At 56.5% G+C, this 20140-nt stretch carries 15 protein-coding genes and 1 tRNA gene; 11 read left to right on the plus strand and 5 right to left on the minus strand.

Annotated elements, in window-relative coordinates; all coding sequences use genetic code 11:
- Positions 1-83: 83 nt before the first annotated feature.
- Entirely contained in the window at positions 84-1070 is a 987-nt protein-coding gene (locus tag ACR0JX_RS07970) for an MBL fold metallo-hydrolase (protein WP_480542897.1), read from the plus strand.
- A gap of 123 nt (positions 1071-1193) precedes the next feature.
- Here ACR0JX_RS07970 and ACR0JX_RS07975 read toward each other — a convergent pair whose 3' ends face one another.
- The 5 genes from ACR0JX_RS07975 to miaA all read right to left on the minus strand — a co-directional run bounded on the left by ACR0JX_RS07975 (position 1194) and on the right by miaA (position 8956).
- The gene (locus ACR0JX_RS07975; protein WP_170530142.1) at positions 1194-3281 is read right to left on the minus strand and encodes an ABC transporter ATP-binding protein; all 2088 of its coding nucleotides are present in this window, start codon (positions 3279-3281) and stop codon (positions 1194-1196) included.
- 94 nt (positions 3282-3375) lie between these two features.
- A complete protein-coding gene (locus ACR0JX_RS07980) occupies positions 3376-4839 on the minus strand; it encodes an ABC transporter permease (protein WP_170530140.1) in 1464 nt (487 codons plus the stop codon).
- Between the two features lie 13 nt (positions 4840-4852).
- Positions 4853-5899 carry an ABC transporter permease gene (locus ACR0JX_RS07985; protein ID WP_480542899.1) on the minus strand — a complete coding sequence of 349 codons (1047 nt, stop codon included), beginning with the start codon at positions 5897-5899 and terminating at the stop codon, positions 4853-4855.
- A 123-nt stretch (positions 5900-6022) separates the two neighbouring features.
- On the minus strand, positions 6023-7693 hold the full coding sequence (locus ACR0JX_RS07990) for an ABC transporter substrate-binding protein (RefSeq protein ID WP_480542900.1): 1671 nt from the start codon (positions 7691-7693) through the stop codon (positions 6023-6025).
- 369 nt (positions 7694-8062) lie between these two features.
- On the minus strand, positions 8063-8956 hold the full coding sequence (gene miaA, locus ACR0JX_RS07995) for a tRNA (adenosine(37)-N6)-dimethylallyltransferase MiaA (protein WP_480542902.1): 894 nt from the start codon (positions 8954-8956) through the stop codon (positions 8063-8065).
- Positions 8957-9053: 97 nt separating this feature from the next.
- Here miaA and pyrH point away from each other — a divergent pair, with 97 nt between their 5' ends.
- The 10 genes from pyrH (at position 9054) to ACR0JX_RS08045 (ending at position 20134) form a co-directional block, all read left to right on the plus strand.
- Complete coding sequence (pyrH, locus tag ACR0JX_RS08000) at positions 9054-9797, plus strand: UMP kinase (RefSeq protein WP_353007164.1); 744 nt, start codon at positions 9054-9056, stop codon at positions 9795-9797.
- Between the two features lie 42 nt (positions 9798-9839).
- Positions 9840-11066 carry an aminotransferase class V-fold PLP-dependent enzyme gene (locus ACR0JX_RS08005; protein ID WP_480542904.1) on the plus strand — a complete coding sequence of 409 codons (1227 nt, stop codon included), beginning with the start codon at positions 9840-9842 and terminating at the stop codon, positions 11064-11066.
- 48 nt (positions 11067-11114) lie between these two features.
- Positions 11115-12539: a cryptochrome/photolyase family protein gene (locus tag ACR0JX_RS08010; RefSeq protein WP_480542906.1), complete on the plus strand. Its 1425-nt coding sequence runs from the start codon at positions 11115-11117 to the stop codon at positions 12537-12539.
- A gap of 69 nt (positions 12540-12608) precedes the next feature.
- On the plus strand, positions 12609-13817 hold the full coding sequence (locus ACR0JX_RS08015; protein WP_480542908.1) for a class I SAM-dependent methyltransferase: 1209 nt from the start codon (positions 12609-12611) through the stop codon (positions 13815-13817).
- Between the two features lie 15 nt (positions 13818-13832).
- Entirely contained in the window at positions 13833-14273 is a 441-nt protein-coding gene (locus ACR0JX_RS08020; protein WP_480542910.1) for a TrgA family protein, read from the plus strand.
- Positions 14274-14301: 28 nt separating this feature from the next.
- Complete coding sequence (locus tag ACR0JX_RS08025) at positions 14302-15417, plus strand: NUDIX domain-containing protein (RefSeq protein WP_480542912.1); 1116 nt, start codon at positions 14302-14304, stop codon at positions 15415-15417.
- Between the two features lie 68 nt (positions 15418-15485).
- Positions 15486-16520 (plus strand): cysteine synthase A, encoded by a 1035-nt coding sequence (locus ACR0JX_RS08030; protein WP_170530120.1) that lies wholly within the window; start codon positions 15486-15488, stop codon positions 16518-16520.
- Complete coding sequence (locus tag ACR0JX_RS08035) at positions 16520-18940, plus strand: DUF3772 domain-containing protein (RefSeq protein ID WP_480542914.1); 2421 nt, start codon at positions 16520-16522, stop codon at positions 18938-18940. The genes ACR0JX_RS08030 and ACR0JX_RS08035 overlap by 1 nt, the downstream gene beginning before the upstream one ends.
- A 90-nt stretch (positions 18941-19030) precedes the next feature.
- Positions 19031-19120 (plus strand) — tRNA-Ser (locus ACR0JX_RS08040).
- Between the two features lie 147 nt (positions 19121-19267).
- The gene (locus ACR0JX_RS08045; protein ID WP_480542915.1) at positions 19268-20134 is read left to right on the plus strand and encodes an urea carboxylase-associated family protein; all 867 of its coding nucleotides are present in this window, start codon (positions 19268-19270) and stop codon (positions 20132-20134) included.
- Positions 20135-20140 lie beyond the last annotated feature (6 nt).

Consider the following 20140-nt stretch of genomic DNA (forward strand, 5'->3'; position numbering starts at 1 on the left):
TCTGAGCCCATATGCTTTGACTTGTTACCCTCTGCCGAGAGGTGCGGACTAACTGCACACAACCAACAGAGAGGTACATCAAAATGGATCCTAAAGATCTGAAACCCACCCTCCTGAAAGGGAACAGGGATCATCTGGCACCGGGGTTGTCGCGCCGGTCTTTCTTTATGGCAGCGGGCGCAGCGGGCGTCGGCGCAACAGCTTCGGTTCTTGGCGCAAAACCAGCAGAGGCGCAATCGCAGGCCTGGCTACAGCCGGGTAACAACAATCATGTGATTGATCTTCAGGGGTCCACCGGCCAGGCCAGCACCGGGGCTGTAGGCATCGATTACTACGGTCATTGTGCAATCAAAATCACTTCACCCAATGGGGCAACTGTTTTGTTTGATCCTTGGCGCGATGATCCGTCTGGTGCCTGGGGACTTTGGTTCCGCAATGAATTCCCGCAAATCCCTGTGGACATCACGCTGTCGACCCATGCGCATTTTGACCATGATGCGATTGAGCGTCCAAGCTCGACCATGGTGTTGGACCGGATGGTGGGCAATTTCGAGTTTGCCGACGTCAAGATCACGGGCTTTGCCGATAAACACGCTTGCGTTGCACCTGGATGGTATGACTGGACGAATGCGCTCGCCGAGTTTGGGGTGGAAGCCTGCCCGCCGAACAATGTCGGCCATATGGATATGGTGGTCTATCTGGTCGAAACCGGCGGCATCCGTACGCTGATCTGGGGCGACAATCGCCATAACCCACCGCAGGAGTTCTGGGATGCCATCGGACAGGTCGATGTTCTGACGCTGCCGGTGGATGGTTCAGAACACATTCTCAGCTTTGATCAGGGCAACGACATCGTGTCTAAGCTCAAGCCCAAGGTCATCATCCCGACCCATTACCTGAACGAGGTCACGTCTTACACACTGACCACACTGCAATCTGCCGATGATTGGGTCAAAGGACAGCAGAGTTACAAGATGCTCGACAGCGCCAGCCTTCAGCTTGAAGCTGGTGAAATTACCGGAATGAGTGAGGAGTTCATGCATTTCGGGAACAACGTCATGACCGGCTGAGGTCACGTCAGAAGGCTTCCGCCACTCACGCATACCAATACGCGCCGCCTGTCTCCCCACAAACCGCGGCGCCAACAGAAAGGGCGGGTCGATGACCGGCCCTTTCCAACTCTGATCAGCGGTTTATTCTGCGGCGATTTTGATCACCGGCTCCATGCGCGCCAGAATGTCCTCGGCCAGGTGGCATTTAACCTGATGACCTTCGGCCAGTGTTCTGACTGGTGGAACATCCGATTCACACCGTCCGTCGGGCACTTCGGATTTCCAGCGGCAGCGGGTCTGGAACGGGCAACCTGGCGGTGGGTTCATCGCGGATGGGATGTCTCCCTCCAGAACGATATGCGTTTTCTCGATGGATGTATCCGCAATCGGAACCGCGCTCAGCAGCGCTTCGGTATAGGGGTGATAGGGGGGCGAGAAGACCTGATCGGTTGTTCCCAGTTCGACCACATGACCCAGATACATGACCATCACCCGGTCGCTGAGATAGCGCACAATCGACAGGTCATGGCTGATGAACAGCAGTGTCGTCTTGTGCTCGCGCTGGATCTCCATCAGTAGATCGGTGACCGCCGCCTGTACTGACACATCCAGCGCCGAGACCGGCTCATCCGCTACCACAATCCGTGCATCGCCCGCAAAGGCGCGGGCGATGCCGACGCGCTGTTTTTGACCGCCCGAGAGCTGCCGCGGCATTCGATCCGCAAAGGCGCGGGGCAGTTTCACCAGATCCAGCAGTTCCAACATGCGCTTCTTGCGTTCAGCCTCGGAATTGCCGACGCCGAAAATCTCCAGCGCGCGAATGATCTGGCGCCCAACGGTCATCGAGGGGTTCAGCGTGTCAAATGGGTTCTGGAACACCATCTGCACTTCACCCACGGTTTTCGCGTCGCGTTCTTCGATGGGCACGTCTTCGATATTTCGATTGTCCAGCAGTATTTGACCGTCTGTCGCGGTCTCAAGCCCCATCAGAACCTTGGCGAAGGTCGACTTACCACAGCCGGATTCACCGACGATCGCCAGCGTCTCGGATTCATGTGCCTCGAAACTCAGCGTCTCGTTGGCTTTCACAACCTTTGTTTCACCGCCTCCGAACAGGGCGTTGGCTGCCACCTCATAGTATTTCTTGAGGTTGTCCATCTTGAGAACGGTTCGGCCAATCTCGGCCTTTTCCTTCTGCTCGCCCACTGTGATCGGCGCGTTCCAGTCGATCTCTTTGAACTTCAGGCAGCGCGTGTGGTGCCGATCATTGCCGGGCACCGCTTCCATCAGGATATTCTGCGCGTCACAGCGGCCTTCTTCGAAATAGTCGCAGCGAGGCCCAAAATTACAGCCCGGTGGGCGTTCATGCGGCAAGGGGAAGTTCCCTGGAATGGCCACAAGCGGGCGCGCGTTCTTGTCTGCGCCGGGCAGGGGGATCGACCGGAACAGCGCCTGCGTATACGGGTGCTGCATCTCGTCGAACACGTCTTTGATAGAGCCACGCTCGACCGCTTCACCGGAATACATCACACACAGCCGGTCGCAGGTCTCAAGCACCAGACCAAGGTTGTGCGAAATAAACAGCATCGATGTGCCGTATTTCTTACCCAGATCTTTGACCAGTTCGACCACGGCAGCCTCAACCGTCACGTCCAAAGCGGTGGTTGGCTCGTCCAGGATCAAAAGCGCTGGTTTTGACATCAGCGCCATGGCGATCACGATCCGCTGCTGCTGGCCGCCCGACAGCTGATGCGGGAAGGAATTCAGCATCCGCTCGGGGTCGGGCAAGCGCACATCCGTCACAACTTCCAGCGCACGGGAATAAGCCTCTTCCTGGCTTACCCCTTCATGGATCATCGGCACTTCCATCAGTTGTTTGCCGATCTTCATGGCCGGGTTCAGGCTGGCCATCGGCTCCTGATAGATCATCGCGATCTCGTTGCCGCGAATGTCGCGCAGCTCTTCGGTGGTCATCTCAGACAGATCACGCCCCTTGAACTTGATCGATCCGCCAACAATGCGCCCGTTCTTGCCCAGATCCTGCATGACACCCAGCGCCACCGTAGACTTACCACAGCCGGATTCACCCACCAGCCCGACAGCCTCACCAGGCTGCACAGAGACCGAGAAATCCATAACGGCGGGAATTTCCCTCAGCCGGGTGAAAAACGAAATCGAAAGCTTGTCGATCTCTAGGATAGGCCCGTCATAATCCGCCAATTTATTCATCTGTGTTTCTCCTCGCGAGAGTCCGGGGGGTCCCCTTCATCTGGCTATAAATATCCCGGGGGTCCGGGGGGCTGGCCCCCCGGCCACAGTCACATCAGTCCTTCAGACTTTCTTCGCGCAGACCGTCCGCCAACAGGTTCAAACCCAGAACCAGTGACAACAGCGCCAACGCAGGCGGTAGGGCGGGGTGCAGATAGATCGACAGAAGCTTGCGCCCCTCATTGATCGTCGAGCCCCAATCCGGGCTTTCGGGCGGCAAGCCCAACCCGAAGAAACCCAAAGTCCCCAGAAGGATGGTTGTATAGCCAATCCGCAGACAGAAATCGACGATCAGCGGACCACGCGCGTTGGGCAGGATTTCCCACAGCATGATATACCACGGACCTTCGCCACGAGTTTGCGCCGCCGCCACATAGTCGCGGGTCTTGATATCCAGCGCCAGACCCCGAACGATCCGGAACACGGTGGGTGAGTTCACAAAGACCACCGAGACGAACACCACCAGAATGCCGCCCGGAATATCGAACAGGTCCAGATAGGTGGGCAGACCCCAGATGCGATAGCTATCGGTGTTGATGATATAGCCGCCGGTCGAAATCAGCGACAGATACAGCCACAAGGCCACACCCAGAACACCGATCAGAAGAGGTGTGCGGAAATTTGGACGCGTGTAGTAGCGCGAGTTCAACAGCACTCCCAAAAAGATGATCGGGAAGATGAACAGCACAGCCGCCATATAATTCGGCACTCCGGTTGCCACGATCTCGGGCGTCACCAGCAGGTAAAACAGCAGGATTACTGGGAAGGCCAGGATCAGGTTGGCCAGGAACGACAGCAGAGTATCCAACCGACCGCCATAGTACCCGGCAGGCAGGCCTAAGGTGATGCCAACCATAAAGGCAAACATCGTCGCCAGCGGCGCGATCTGCACCACGATCCAGGCGCCTTTGACCATTCGGCTAAAGACGTCGCGAGCAAGATTGTCGCCACCCAGCAGGTACCAAGCGTATTGGCCATCCTCGATATTGGATAATGGGGTGCCGGGCACCTTGTTTTTCATCCCCGAGACCTGTGCCAGCGGATCATGGGTCACGATCATGTCGACCGCCCCGAATATCCCTGTAAAGACCCAGAACATGACAAGGCCGAAACCGATCATGCCGATGGGGCTATCAAACAGCTTGCCATAAAGGCCCAGCTTGCGTTTGAAGGCAATCGACATGGCATAAAGCAGGATCAGCGAAAGCCAGACAGGTAGAAATTGCTGAGACATGGCGCCGATAATGCCTGCGCCTGTGCCCATCACAATGCCGAGTACAATATAGGCGACGGCAATCCCGACACTGGCCAAGAAGCTATAGCGCAACGACGCGCCGATCAGGTTTCTCAAGCCCGAACTTGAGGTCAGCGTGCCATCCGGGTTCACGGTCATCTGATCCTCTGGCAGCACGATGCTGGCCAACATCCAGACGATAATCGACAGCACCATAAGCCCCAAAGCCAGAGCCAATAGCGGGTTCAGGAAGGCGATAGAGCCGGTCCAGGTTAGTGGTTCCATATCCTATCCCTCCTTAAGAAATGCGGATGCGCGGGTTGAGGTAGACATAGCCGATATCCGATATCAGCTGCGTCACCAGGACCACAAAGACAGACACGACTGAGATTGCCAGCAACAGTTGGATGTCATTGTTCCCCGCCGCCTGTACCAGCGCCCAGCCAAAGCCCTTGTAGTTGAACAGGGTCTCGACGATCACAACACCATTCAGCAGCCATGGGAACTGCAGCATGATGACGGTGAAGGGCGCGATCAGCGCATTGCGCAGCGCGTGTTTCATGACGATGTTCGGGAATGAAACACCTTTGAGACGCGCGGTGCGGATATATTGAGCCGTCATCACCTCGGTCATCGAAGCGCGGGTCATTCGGGCGATATAGCCCATGCCATAAAGCGCAATGGTCAACACCGGCAGGAAGAAGTTCTCGAACGTCGGATTCTCCATCGCTTGCGTGGCCGTGCCCTTGAACCATTTCAATCCAACAGCGGACGATGTGAAAATGGCGATGAAGATCACGCCCGACACATATTCTGGTGTCGCTGTGGTGGTGATGGCAAAGGTCGACAGTGTCCGGTCGGTGGCCGAACCTTCTTTCATCCCAGCCAGGATACCCAGGATCAGCGCAGATGGGACCATCAGCAACATCACCCAGAACATCAGACGCCCGGTCAGAGCCAGACGGGTGCCAACAACGGTTGATACTTCTTCTTTGAAGACCGTCGAATATCCCCAATACCCTTGCAGGATACCGCAGAAATTGGGGGCTTCTTCCGCAGGCTGACCAGGCTGGATGCATCGGCCTTGAACCGTGCCATCTTCATTCGTATGCCGGTACGAGGGCAGAACCCCCAGCCATTCGCCGTATTTGATCGGCGTGGATTGCAGATAGCCGCCTTTTTCCAGAAAACTCTCAACCTGCTCATCCGACATCCGGAAATTGCCCTGCGTTTTCGCAAGCTTTTCCAGGTTTGGATAGAGGTTCGTCAGAAAGAAGACCAAGAACGTCAGGCACAATGCTGTCAAAAGCATGATGCCAACGCGTCTTAGGATAAATAGTCCCATGTTAGCCCCTGTTGGTAGGCTGGCGTGAGTGTCTTTTGGCTTCACGCGTAGCTGTTTTATGGTTGTCGCTGTCAGGACGAAAAGGCCGCGCCAATGTGGCGCGGCCTCTTGTTTGGTATTGGCTCAGGACAGGATGCCAAACTTGTAGATCTGCGGCAGGTCCGCAATATGCTTTTCGACGCCCACCATGTTGTCGCGGTGGTGGCGCATCGCTGTTCGCCAGTAAGGCTGAATAGTCACGCCTTCATCGATCATGATCGCCTGCAGTTTGGCCATCACCTCACGACGTCTGTCGACATCAGCGATCGAGTTCGCTTCGGCCAGCAGCGTGTCGAACTCCTCATTGGCAAAGCCTGATTCATTCCACGCAACGCCTGACTTATAGGCCAGCGCCAGAACCTGTGTACCCAACGGACGGTGGTTCCAGTTGGTCGACGAGAACGCGTATTTGGTCCAGTCGTTCCAGAAGGTCGATCCCGGAAGAACGGTGTGCTTGGCCTTGATGCCCGCATCGTTCAGCTGAGCGACAACAGCAGCGGTGGTGTTCCGGCGCCAGTCGTCATCGATGGATTGAACCTCGTGTTCGAAATCACCCATGCCCGCTTCGTCCATCAGTGCCTTGGCACCTGCCGGATCGTATGGAATGCGGGTTACGGCCGAGTCATGCTCGGGGTGCATCGGGCCCACATGGCAGTTGTCTGCTGGGATACCGTATCCGGACATACCCAATTCCAGGCAAACCTCGTTGTCCACGGCCATCGCCAGGGCCTGACGGACCCGCTTGTCGCCATAGATCTTGTTGCCATTCCCATCTTCGGCCAACTGGTTGGGACGGATGACAATGGTAAAGCCCGATGGAATTTCCGAACGAACCAGGCCAATGCCATCAAAGATGTCGACAAACTCGCCAACCGATTCCCAGTTCATGTCGATCTCTTCGGCCTCATACGCGGCCAGGAAGGCGGCCGGGTCGGTGCCGTAGTCGATGAACTCGATCCGGTCGATATAGCCGCCCTTGCCGGCCTCGTAGCCCCACCACTCATGGCCTTCGTTGCGAACCAGAACGCCTTTCACGCCCACTTCGTGGCTTTCCGGCAGCATAAATCCGGTTCCGATAGGGTTGCTCAGCATGTCATTGGCGTCAAAGCTGCTGTGCACGATGGCGGCTGGATAGTCGGCCATGCCTGGAATGATGGTGATGTCCGGGGCGTTACATTTCAGCTTAACCGTATGGCTGTCGACAACGGTGATCGCGCCATCGGCTGCTTTCTGTGTGTCCGCATTTGCCAGCGAAGCCATCCGTGCGGCCATCGAGTTGCCTTCGACCGTTGCATCACACCATGCGGTGATGTTGCGCGCCACGTCTTCGGCGGTGAAGTCGTCGCCATTGTTCCACTTCACACCCTTACGCACGTTCAGCGTATATTCGGTTGCGTCCTCATTGGCTTCCCAGCTTTCCAAAAGCATGGGTTTGAACGTACCGTCGTTGTTGTATTCGACCAGATACTCCAACCAACCTGCAGTGAACGTGGCGATCTGTGTCCAGTCATATGTGCGCGGATCCTTGAGCGCGCGCACTTCCATTTGATAGCGAATGGTGCCGCCGCGCGGAGGTTCCTGCGCAGCCGCAGGTGTTTGCAGGCCGATCATGCCATAGGCTGTGGGTACGGCAACACCCAGCGCGGTTGCCCGCGCCATGAACTCGCGGCGGCTGAGCTTACCGTCGCGGCATTCCTGAGCGTGCATCTCGGCCGCCCAGTGAACATTTGCTCCGGTAGTTGATTGATTTGCCATTAACTCTTCTCCCTGAGTTACAGTTTTTTTGGATGTGATGATTCAGATTACGCGGCACATTTTGCGCCGTCAGGTAATTCTATGGGTCTCGTTTTTTGGATTCTGTCTCTCCCCATGGGCGTATTCGGCACCAGAAAAATGGCAGCGTCAATGTTCGAATTCGTCATCCAAGGTACAAAAACGACATCCTATACCCTTCGGAACGGGCTGTTTCCGGTAACGGGCGGAGGTGATTGTTTTGTTAATAACCGGATTCAAGCGTGCTCTGGATGCCGCTTGTGTCGATTTAAGATGACGTTTGACCTAAGGGGCCATCATGGAAGACGCTGATTCTATCTGCGAGAAGGCCCATGACAAACTCGCGTCATATCACTTTGAGATATATAGCCGATTCCAGTTCTTCATTCGGGCCCGAAACCAGGTGCGCTGTCGTTTTGCGAATTGTCGGGTTGAGATGGTGGCGCGCTCGCGGGCTTGGTCCAAGGTCATCTGATCCTCTAAAAACGACATCAACTCGGGTACGCCGATCGCCTTGAAGGCTGGCAAGGCAGGATTGAAGCGCTCGCGCATGGCCGCCACTTCGTCCAAAGCGCCTTTTTCCAGCATTTGATCAAACCGACAGACGATCCGATTCAGCAGCCACGCTTTATCGACGTCAAAGACCAGGGGGGTACAGTGCTCGATCTGCAAGACCGGCGGCGGGGTGTCTGCCTGCCAGGAGTTCAGGCTGCGACCGGTGGCACACTGAACCTCCCACGCGCGCTGGACGCGCGCGCGGTTGTTGGTGTCGAGCCCGGCGAGGGTAACCGCATCTAGGCCATTGATCAGGTCTGATATGGGCAGTTGATCCGCCTGTTGCCGAACCTTGGGCGGAGTGGCCGGAATTTCGGCGATGCCTTCGGTCAGAGCTTTAAAATAGAGCCCGGTGCCGCCAACAATGATCGGGCGCTCATCGCTCGTCAGCAGCGGAACAACCTCGCGCAGCCAATGTCCGGTGGAATAATTTTGGTCATAAGCGATGTGGCCATACAGCTTGTGCGGCGCGCGCGCCTCTTCCTGAGCCGATGGTCTGGCCGAGATGACTTGCCAGCAGTCATAGACCTGGCTGGCATCCGCATTGACTATGACCCCCCCAAAAGTTTCGGCAATCCGCAACGCAAGCTCGGATTTTCCCGATGCGGTTGGGCCTGCGATCAGAACGGGTTTGCCGTCTTCGATTGGGGGCAAATCGTTCCAAATCTGTGCTTGGGTGTGCTGGGCCATACCGGGGTGTCTTATTCCTGACCAACCGCATTGAACCTGCGGAGGTTTTGCTTCATTTTGCGCCGGAAAATAAACCCGTGCCAGCCCGGAGCGCAATATGAGCCTGACCTCATCCACCGACATCACGAAACCCAAGTATAACCGCGTTATGCTGAAGATCTCTGGCGAGGCGCTGATGGGGGATCAGGGATTCGGCCTGCATCCGCCAACTGTTCAGCGCATCGCGCAAGAGGTGAAGTCGGTTCATGATCTGGGTGTTGAGATTTGTATGGTGATCGGCGGGGGCAACATCTTCCGCGGCCTCAGCGGCTCAGCTCAAGGGATGGAGCGGACAACGGCAGACTACATGGGCATGCTGGCCACCGTCATGAATGCGCTGGGGATGCAGTCGGCGCTGGAGGAGATTGGAGTGTTCACCCGTGTGATCTCTGCCATTCGCATGGATGAGGTATGCGAGCCCTATATCCGCCGTCGCGCCGTGCGACATCTGGAAAAGAAACGGGTTTGCATCTTTGCCGCCGGAACCGGCAATCCTTATTTCACCACCGACACCGCCGCGACCCTGCGCGCCAATGAGATGGCCTGTCAGGCGATATTCATGGGCAAGAACGGGGTCGATGGTGTATACGACAAAGACCCCAAAGAGCACGCGGATGCCGTGCGCTATGACACGGTCAGCTATGATGACGTTCTGGCGAAACGCTTGCGGGTCATGGATGCCTCGGCCATCGCGCTGGCGCGGGACAATAACCTGCCGTTGATCGTGTTTGGGCTGGATGAGCCAGGCGGGTTCCGGGGCATTCTGGCCGGTGAGGGGACCTATACTAAGGTTCAAGGCTGACGCTGCGCAACCAATCGAAAACACATAGGGGAGGGACCGACCATGCCACCGTTGGATATTGATTTCGTGCGGGCGCAATTCCCAGCCTTTTCCGAATCCGGTTTGCAGGGGCAGGCTTTCTTTGAAAACGCGGGCGGGTCCTATACCTGCCAGCCCGTCATCGACCGGCTGACCCGGTTCTATAGCCAGCGCAAAGTGCAGCCATATGCGCCGTTTCAGGTCAGTCAACTCGCGGGCGCCGAGATGGACGAGGCGCGCGCCCGGCTTGCCGCCATTCTGGGGGTTGAGACAGATGAGCTGAGCTTTGGCCCGTCGACCACGCAAAACACCTATGTTCTGGCGCAGGCGTTCCGGCAGTGGTTGAAACCAGGCGAGGTGATTGTCGTCACCAATCAGGATCACGAGGCAAATTCCGGCCCCTGGCGGCGGCTTGCAGAGGCTGGCGTCGAAGTACGGGAATGGCAGATCGATCCTAACACCGGCGCGCTGGACCCTAAGGACCTTGAGAACCTTCTGGATGAGAAGGTGCGCCTTGTCTGTTTTCCGCATTGTTCCAACGTGGTGGGTGAGATCAATCCGGTGACGGAAATCACGGCGATTGCTCATGCAGCCGGGGCATTTGTCTGCGTGGATGGCGTGTCTTATGCACCGCACGGGCTGCCGAATGTCGGCGATCTGGGGCCGGATATCTACCTGTTTTCCGCCTACAAGACCTATGGCCCGCATCAGGGCTGTATGGTCATTCGGCGGGGGCTGGGCGAGCTGTTGCCCAATCAGGCACATTATTTCAATGGTGATGTCCTGTACAAACGGTTCACACCGGCTGGGCCGGACCACGCGCAGATTGCAGCGAGCGCCGGGATGGCCGACTACATTGACCAGCTTTGTCTGCATCACGGTGGCCCAAAACAAGGCGCGGCAGAGCAAGGTGCATTTGTGCATGACCTGATGCGCGCCCATGAAGAAGCGTTGCTGCAACCGGTTTTGGATGCTTTGAAAACCCGCAACACCGTGCGTCTGATCGGCCCCTCGGATGCAACGCGCCGCGCACCGACGGTTGCACTTTCGTTAGGACGGCCAGCAGAGCCTGTTGCTGCGGAGCTGGCGAAATATGGTGTAATGGCTGGTGGAAGCGATTTCTACGCGGTGCGCCCGTTACAGGCGATGGGTGTCGATCCGGCTATGGGTGTCCTGAGGGTCAGCTTCACGCATTACACTTCACAACAGGAAATTGATCAACTACTGGAGGCGCTTGACCGCGTTTTGTGATCCACTTTCAGACCTGTTTCGTAGTGCGAAGAAAACAACAGGCTGGCTATGTCGTCACAGCACTCTCCGATCATCGTCTGGTTTCGCAGGGATTTGCGCCTGTCCGATCATCCGGCGCTGTCCGCTGCTGCGCAAACAGGTCGCCCAGTGGTGCCGGTATACATCCTTGATCCTTTGGCCGAAGCGCTGGGGGCCGCCCCTAAATGGCGTTTGGGTCTGGGGTTGGATGCCTTTTCCCAAAGCTTAGAACAGATTGGCAGCCGTCTGATCTTTCGGCGCGGCGATGTGTTGGCGCAGTTGCGCGCGGTGATTGCCGAGACAGGGGCGTCCGAGATTTACTGGTCTCGCGCTTACGATCCGGATGCGATTGCACGTGATACCAACATAAAGACGAAGCTCACCGAGGATGGCGTATGCGCGAAGTCCTTCTCAGGTCATCTGTTGTTCGAACCCTGGACCGTTGCCACCAAAACCGGACAACCGTTTCGCGTGTTCACGCCGATGTGGCGCGCGGTGCAGGGCCGAGAGGTGCCAGAGCCTGATGCGGCCGTTGCGCGCCTGACCGCACCGTCGCACTGGCCTCAGAGCGACACCCTGGCTGACTGGAACTTGGCGAGGCCCATGGACCAGGGTGCGCAGATTGTGCGCCCCTATGTCCAGCCCGGCGAAAGCGCCGCATTCGATCATTTGGACGGGTTTCTTGACCGTGTCGCGCGCTATTCTGATGACCGGGATCGGCTGGATATCGATGGGACCTCAAACCTGTCAGAATACCTTTCGCTGGGTGAGATCGGGCCACGGAGCGCATGGCACAGGGTGCAGCGGGCGGCAATGCTGGGGGTTTCGGGCACTGGTAGCTTTTTGAGACAACTGGTGTGGCGCGAGTTCGCCTATCATCTGATGTACCACACGCCGCATCTGCTCAGCGGAAACTGGCGGCCTGAATGGGATGCTTTTCCGTGGAACACAGACGCGGACCACCCCGAGGTTACAGCGTGGAAGAAGGCAAGAACCGGAATTCCGGTGGTCGATGCAGGCCTGCGAGAGATGTATGTGACAGGCCGAATGCACAACCGCGCCCGGATGATTGTTGCAAGCTATTTGACCAAGCATTTGATGACCCATTGGAAGATTGGCATGCGCTGGTTCGAGGATTGCCTGATTGATTGGGACCCGGCCTGCAACGCGATGGGCTGGCAATGGGTGGCTGGATCGGGCCCCGATGCTGCGCCATTCTTCCGTATCTTCAATCCGCTGACCCAGCAGGAAAAGTTTGATCCACAAGGCAAATATCTGGATCGCTGGATCGCCGAAGATCGTTCGAACCCAACCCCTACTGCCCTGTCATATTTCGATGCGGTTCCCCGGTCCTGGGGGCTGGATGCGGGGCAATCCTATCCGCCGCCTGTTGTTGAACTGGCCGAAGGCCGCGCCCGTGCTCTGTCTGCGTATGACAGCCGAAAAAACCAGTAAGGAACTGAAAACTTGCAAGAAACAAAAACCCGTCCTAGCCTGCATCAAACACCGCAGAGGGGAGAGCGGATGACCCTGACATCGACCGAGGGGCAGAAAGACCTGCCCAGATATTTTGCTCAAGTTTTCAAAATGCTCGGCAAGATGGAGGCCGGGCGATTGGACATCACACTGCCTGACGGGCGTGTGTTTCGGACCGAAGGTGCAAAACCGGGCCCTATTGCCGCCGTAGAAATTCATGATCCCGATGTATTTGCACGCTTGATCCGCGAAGGCGAGCTTGGATTCTCGGACGCTTATTTAGAAGGGCATTGGAGCACGCCGGACCTACGTTCTTTCATGGATTTGGTGCATCTGGGCTCGGAAACGGTTTATGACGGGTTTACGGGCAAATTCCTTGTTCAGGCCTATGAACGTTTGCGGTTCTGGTTGCATCGGAACAACCGGGCTCAGGCCAAGAAAAACATCTCGTATCATTACGATCTGGGGAATGATTTCTACGGTCTTTGGCTTGATGATACGATGACCTATTCAAGCGCCTTGTTCGAGACCGGGCAGGAGAGTCTGGAAAAGGCGCAAACCGCCAAATATGCCAGCCTGATTGACGAAATGGGCGTGAAACCCGGTGATCATGTGCTTGAGATCGGATGCGGGTGGGGCGGTTTTGCCGAATATGCCGCGAAAGAGCGTGGCCTTCGGGTCACCGGCCTGACTATCAGTCAAGAACAGTTGAAGTTTGCGCAGCAACGCATGGAAAAGGCTGGGCTTTCCGATATGGTTGATCTGAAGCTGCAGGACTATCGGGATGAAACCGGGCAATATGACGGTATCGCCTCGATCGAGATGTTCGAGGCCGTTGGGCAGAAATACTGGCCTGTCTATTTCGATACGGTGCGCGAGCGGTTGAAACCCGGAGCGCAGGCGACGCTACAGATTATCACAGTTGGCGATCACCGCTGGGACTACTATAAGAATGGCGTTGATTTCATTCAGAAATATATCTTTCCCGGCGGTATGCTGCCATCGCCTACGGTTTTACGTGAGCAAATCGATCTGGCGGGACTAAACTTGGTGCGTTCGAAAGAGTTCGGCAAAAGCTATGACCTGACTTTGCGCCGCTGGTATGACACGTTCAACGCCAAATGGGATCAGATCTCGGACATGGGGTTTGATGAGCGTTTCCGCCGCATGTGGAATTATTATTTGACCGCATGTGGCGCTGCCTTTGACACAGGCAATTGCGATGTGACACAGATCACCATAGCAAAGCCCAGTTAAGGAACGGAATACGCAATGCCCACAGCCGCTCGTCTAGTTGCCGCCCTTTGCCTGGTGGTGGTGGCCTTTCTGGTGTCGACCATGATCATCGAGAATGGCGAAGAGGGCAAAGACTATGGCTATTTCACCCTTGTGAACATTGCGCTGGCCGTTGCCTGTGGGTGGAAGATCATGGGCAAGCGCGCCGGGCGCGGATGGACGGCGGGGATCAACAATGGTCTGACCGGAGTGGCCTCGCTGGTGTTCTGGGCGTTGTTTGTTCAGGGCTGTTACGAGATGTTCCGCCTGGCCATGCGCAACCGGTATGATGGCCCCTTCGAGGCTGTAAAGGCGATCTTCGTGATCGGAGTCGATTATGGAAAGCTTCTGCTGGTGCCTGAAATCCTGATCACCCTAGCCGTTGGGTCTGTTTTGTCTGGGCTTGCAACCGAAATCGCTAGCCGCCGCTGGCGCTGACCCGTCACTCCAAATAGAAAGTCTCTCCGTGTCAGATTTGTTCTTTTACGGCACCCTTCGCTATGTCCCGCTGCTGGAGCGTGTCTTGGGCCGTTCCGCGGAGGATTTGCGCATCACACCAGCAACCCTTGCAGATCACACGGTTCACGCGGTGCAGGGGCAGGATTTCCCGATGATCCAGCCTAAGCCCGGCGCACAGGCCTATGGTTTGCTGGTGCGCGGCCTGAGCGAGGTCGATTTGGCACGGCTTGCGTTCTACGAAGGCGGTTTCGACTATGATCTGCAAACGCTGAATGTAGAATTGCCGGATGGCGTTCAGGCTGAGGCTCAAGTGTTCTTCCCAGCCCCCGGCACCTGGGTTCCCGCAGGTTTGTGGACATTGGAAGCATGGGCCGAGAAACTGGGCCCCGTCACGGCCCTCGCCGCCGAAGAGGAGATGGCCTATTTCGGCAGGGTCGACGCCAAGCAGATGGCCCGCAGTATGCCCGCCATCCAGACCCGTGCCTGGGCTAAGCTGTTCGCTCGGCAGCGACGCACAGGTGATCCGCGTGACATCACACAGGACGTGATCGTCCACAGCCACCGCCGCGCCTATGTCGACTATTTCGGAATGGAGGAGATCCGGCTCCAATATCGCCAGCATGACGGATCAATGGGGCCAGTTCTGAACCGCAACAGCCTGTTGCAGGGCAGTGCGGTGGTCGTTTTGCCTTATGACCCTGTGCGCGATGCGGTCCTGCTGGTTGAACAGTTTCGGACACCGATTTTCCTGATCGAAGACCCAGAACCCTGGATGTGGGAGCCAGTCGCGGGGATGATCGATCCGGGTGAAACACCGAAACAGGCCGCATATCGCGAAGCGCTGGAGGAAGCCGGTGTCACCTTTGACGCATTGGAGTTTGCAGGCGGGGCTTATTCGTCCAGCGGATCCTCGACCGAGTACCTGTATCTTTATGTCGGACTAGGGGAGTTGACCCAAACCACAGATACGGGCGGTTTGGCGAGCGAAGGCGAAGATATCCGCACCCGGATCGTGCCTTATTCCGAATTCATCGACCTTGTAGACAGCCATGCGTTCAAGGATTTGCCGCTTCTGTCCTTAGCCCATTGGTTGGCCCGCCACCGGGACCGGCTGCGCGGGTGACTATCGCGCTTGTGGTTGCGGCAGCGCGGCTGTAAATCTTGCCTGATACCAAATGACATGAGGGCGCCATGCGCATTGCACGAGACCTTGCCGACGCAGTCGGGAAAACACCGCTGATCCGGCTGAAACGCATCAGTGAAGAGACCGGATGCGAAATCCTCGGCAAGGCCGAGTTCATGAACCCTGGTCAGTCCGTCAAAGACCGCGCGGCGCTTTACATCATTCGCGATGCGGTTGCCCGGGGTGAACTAAAGCCCGGTGGCACGATTGTCGAAGGTACCGCGGGCAATACCGGGATTGGCCTTGCACTAGTCGGTGCTTCGATGGGGTTCAAGACGGTGATCGTGATCCCCGAAACTCAATCAGAAGAAAAGAAGGACATGCTGCGCCTTGCGGGTGCGCAATTGGTGCAAGTTCCGGCCGCGCCGTATCGCAATCCCAATAACTTTGTCCACTATTCACGCCGCCTAGCCGAGGAACTGGCCAAGACCGAACCCAATGGCGCGATCTGGGCCAATCAGTTCGACAACGTCGCCAACCGTCAGGCGCATGTGGAAACCACTGGGCCCGAGATTTGGGAACAGACCGATGGCAAGGTGGATGGTTTTGTCTGCGCGGTGGGGTCGGGCGGTACATTGGCCGGTGTGGCCGAAGCGTTGCAGCCCAAAGGCGTGAAGATCGGTCTGGTCGATCCGATGGGCGCAGGGCTGTATTCCTACTACACCACCGGTGAGATCGCGATGGAGGGCGGTTCGATCGCCGAAGGCATCGGGCAGGTGCGCATCACTAAGAACCTCGAAGGGTTTAAACCCGATTTCGCGTATCAGATGACCGATAACGAAGCCTTGCCTTATATCTTCGATCTGCTGCGCGAAGAAGGTCTGGTCATGGGCGGGTCGACCGCGATCAACATGGCGGGCGCTGTGCGTCTGGCCAAGGACTTGGGCCCCGGCCATACCATTGTGACCATTCTATGCGACTACGGCACGCGCTATCAGTCGAAACTGTTCAACCCGGAATTCCTGCGGGAAAAAGAGCTACCGGTGCCTGATTGGATGACGGAAGTGCCCCGTAAAATCCCCGGCGTGTTCGAGGATATCTGATGCTGCAACAGGTCCGCCTGTGTCTGACGCTGGTGATCTTTTGTATGTTCGGGCTAGTTAGCGCGGCTACCGCGCAACTGACCGACAGGCAGAGTGAGTATTATCAGGGTTGGATCAAGACGGCGGACCGGGCCGAGGCGGTGATCGATGCAAACCGAGCGTCGAATGCCGCAATGGAGAATCTGCGCTCGGAAATTAATGGATATCGCGAAGATTTTAACAGGGCGCGTGGCGCCAACACAGAGCGGATACAGACCCTTGAAAGCCAGTTAAAGGCCCTGGGCCCCAAGCCTGAAGGCGATGCCTCAGAACCTGAAGACATCGCTGCGTTGCGCGAGCATCTCGAAAACCAGCTCAACAAGCTGCGGGTCCCAAGGATCATATCTGAAGAAGCATTCAGTCGTGCAAACGGGCTGATCGGCGAAATTGATCAGATCCTTCGCGAGCGTCAGAAAAAGCAACTGCTTGAAAAAGGGCCGTCTCCGATCAATCCGGTCTATTGGGGTCCGGCGTGGGTGGACGTCAAAGAGGCCTTCCGCAGCCTCATCAATGAAACGGTCGAGAACATGCGAACAGACGTTGTTCGCGAACAGGTCACCGATCGTGGTTTAGGCATCTTTATATTGCTGGTGCTCTCCGCTGTTTTGCTGATCTTTGGTAAGCATTGGTCCGAAAAAGGCGGGGACTACTTGCGCAGGCTCGGCGGCAGGGGCGCAGGCGCATGGACCTTTGTGATTTCTCTGCTTCGGATTGTTCTGCCCTGGATCGGGGTCGTCGCTATCGTGACAGCAATCGACATGACCGATGTTCTTGGTCTGAGGGGCACTTTGCTGCTGGATGAGATTCCCTATTGGGCTGCGATCATTCTGTTTTATGATTGGATCGGCCGCCAGATTTACGTGATGAGCGCTGCGAACGACTTTAAGCGTATTTCCCCTGCCAGAATCACAGAGTTGCGCATCTACATTGATCTTCTAGCGATCATGTTGATCCTGCACGAGTTGGCATTGCTGTTCGAGCAGATTGAAAACACCTCTGATGCGACCCGCGCGGTTGTCAGTTTTCCGGTGATCGTGGTCACTGCACTTTTGCTGCTACGTGTTCGGCAAATTCGAACCAATGACATACGGTCTGAGGGTTCCGATCAGGCCAGCACGGTGCGTAGCGCCGGTTTCACCCAAGTGATCGAGTTTTTACGCCGCGCAGTTTTCTTGTTGGGTATCACAACGCCTTTTCTGGCAATTTTTGGCTATATAAACGCAGCCGAGGCCATTGTCTTTCCTGCTGTTAAAACACTTATTCTGATCGCTGCATTGGTCATCATCCAACGTTTTATCAGCCAGGTTTATGGCTGGATCACAGGGCAGGGCGATGCCGCGCGGGATTCTCTATTCGCAGTTTTGGTCGGGTTTGCCCTGTCGATATTGGCGTTGCCGATTTTGGCGATTTACTGGGGCGCGCGTGAAACGGACTTGCTAGAAGTCTGGTCGCGCCTCTTGCAAGGGTTCAATATCGGTGGGATTACAATTTCGCCCAGTAACTTCCTGACCTTTGTCGCCGTTTTTGTGATCGGGTATGGACTGACACGATTGCTGCAAAGCGGACTGCGAAACTCGTTGCTGCCCAAAACCAGTATCGATCCGGGTGGGCAGAACGCGATTGTCGCAGGTTCGGGCTATGTCGGGATTTTCTTGGCGGCTTTGGTTGCAATTATGGTGGCAGGTTTTGATCTGTCATCGCTTGCTATTGTCGCGGGTGCCCTGTCTGTCGGTATTGGGTTTGGTCTGCAAACTATCGTGTCGAACTTCGTTTCGGGCATAATCCTGTTGGTTGAGCGGCCGATCTCCAAAGGCGACTGGATCGATGTAAACGGAATGATGGGCTATGTGCGCGACATCTCGGTCCGGTCAACGCGGATCGAAACATTTGACCGTACAGATGTGATCGTCCCCAACTCGGACCTGATTTCTGGCGTGGTCACCAACTATACAAGAGGCAATACAATTGGCCGCGTAATCGTGCCGGTGGGTGTCGCCTATGGCACCGATACACAGCAGGTTGAAACGATCCTGGGTGAGATTGCAAACGCACATCCCATGGTTCTGGCGAACCCAGCGCCCAGCGTCGTTTTCCAGGGGTTCGGCGCGGATTCGCTGGATTTTGAAATCCGGGCGATCCTGCGGGATGTAAACTGGGTGCTGTCAGTAAAGTCCGACATGAACCACGAAATCAACCGACGCTTCACCGAAGCAGGTATCGAGATTCCGTTCGCTCAACGTGACCTCTGGCTGCGGAACCCTGAGGTGCTGCAAGCGCAATCGCCTGTCGCCAAGCCTGAGGATCAACCCAGACAGGCTTCTTCGAAACCTGCCGATCTGACTCAGGCGGACCTGTCTGACGGTGACGGAGATGAGCTGTAGCCAGATTTCAGAGCTGCCTGTGAAAGGTTGAGTTTTCGCGCTATTCGGCCCTTGCAAATCCTCTGACGATGGTTCAAGTATCCCGCTCACGGAGAGGTGGCCGAGTGGTCGAAGGCGCACGCCTGGAAAGTGTGTAGGCGGGAAACCGTCTCCAGGGTTCGAATCCCTGTCTCTCCGCCACCACCCCTTACTGATAGGATCCTTCGATTGGCGCGCAGGCGGCGTTGGGTAGGTGTTTCTTGCGGCAGTTCGATGCTGGCATGGTTGTCGATCAGAAACTAAGCTAACTATCTAAGGAACAATCGGTACTTGGTCCGGAGGTAGCCTATGAAATCTGACAATCCCAAACACGCAGCGCCCTTTGATGCGGCGGCGCGTCAGGCCATTCAGCCGGTCATTTGCTACCCTTCTGATAGCTTGGTGCAGCCAAATCTGAATGGGCTAAAGGCACTGCGCGAAACTGCCCGTAAATCGTCTGAGGTGACAGCTGCGCCGCGCGATGCTGCCTGTATCGACGTGCCTGCCGGTGCTTTCTTTCGCATCGTTTCGGTCGAAGGCCCGCAGGTCGGGGATTTGAACCTGTGGAACACCCATAACCTGTCGGAGCGGTTCTATTCCGGCAAAACCCGCGCGTTGCATGGCACGCATTTGTCGACGGGTGACCGGATGTGGTCCAGCTTTCCCTTCCTGCGCCCAATAGCCACTATCGTTGACGATACGCTGGATTGGTACGGGTTCGACGCTTTTGGCGGCTCGGTCCATGATGTGATTGGCACTCGGTGCGATCCGTACACGGGGCGTTTGCTGTCGGGCCAAGACTACCACTATTGCTGCCATTCGAACCTGACACGCGCGCTGGCCCAGCATTGTGAATTGCCCTTGCACGAAGCCGAGATGCTTGTGCATGATGTGCTGAACGTTTTCATGTGCACCGGATTCACACAGGAAACCGGGCAGTATTTCATGAAGGCCAGCCCGGTGCGCCCCGGCGATTATCTTGAATTTTATGCCGAAATCGACTTGACCGTTGGCCTGTCAGCCTGTCCAGGCGGGGATTGCTCGTCAGAGCATTCGTCGGACACCGCCGCCTGCTATCCCTTATTGATCGAGGTCTACGATCCGGGCGATGAAGCGCGATCAGCACATGTGCAACCTACTGTGTCCGCATATGATCGAACACACGGAACCCGATAGGCGCTG

Source organism: Ruegeria sp. AH7 (assembly GCF_056541325.1).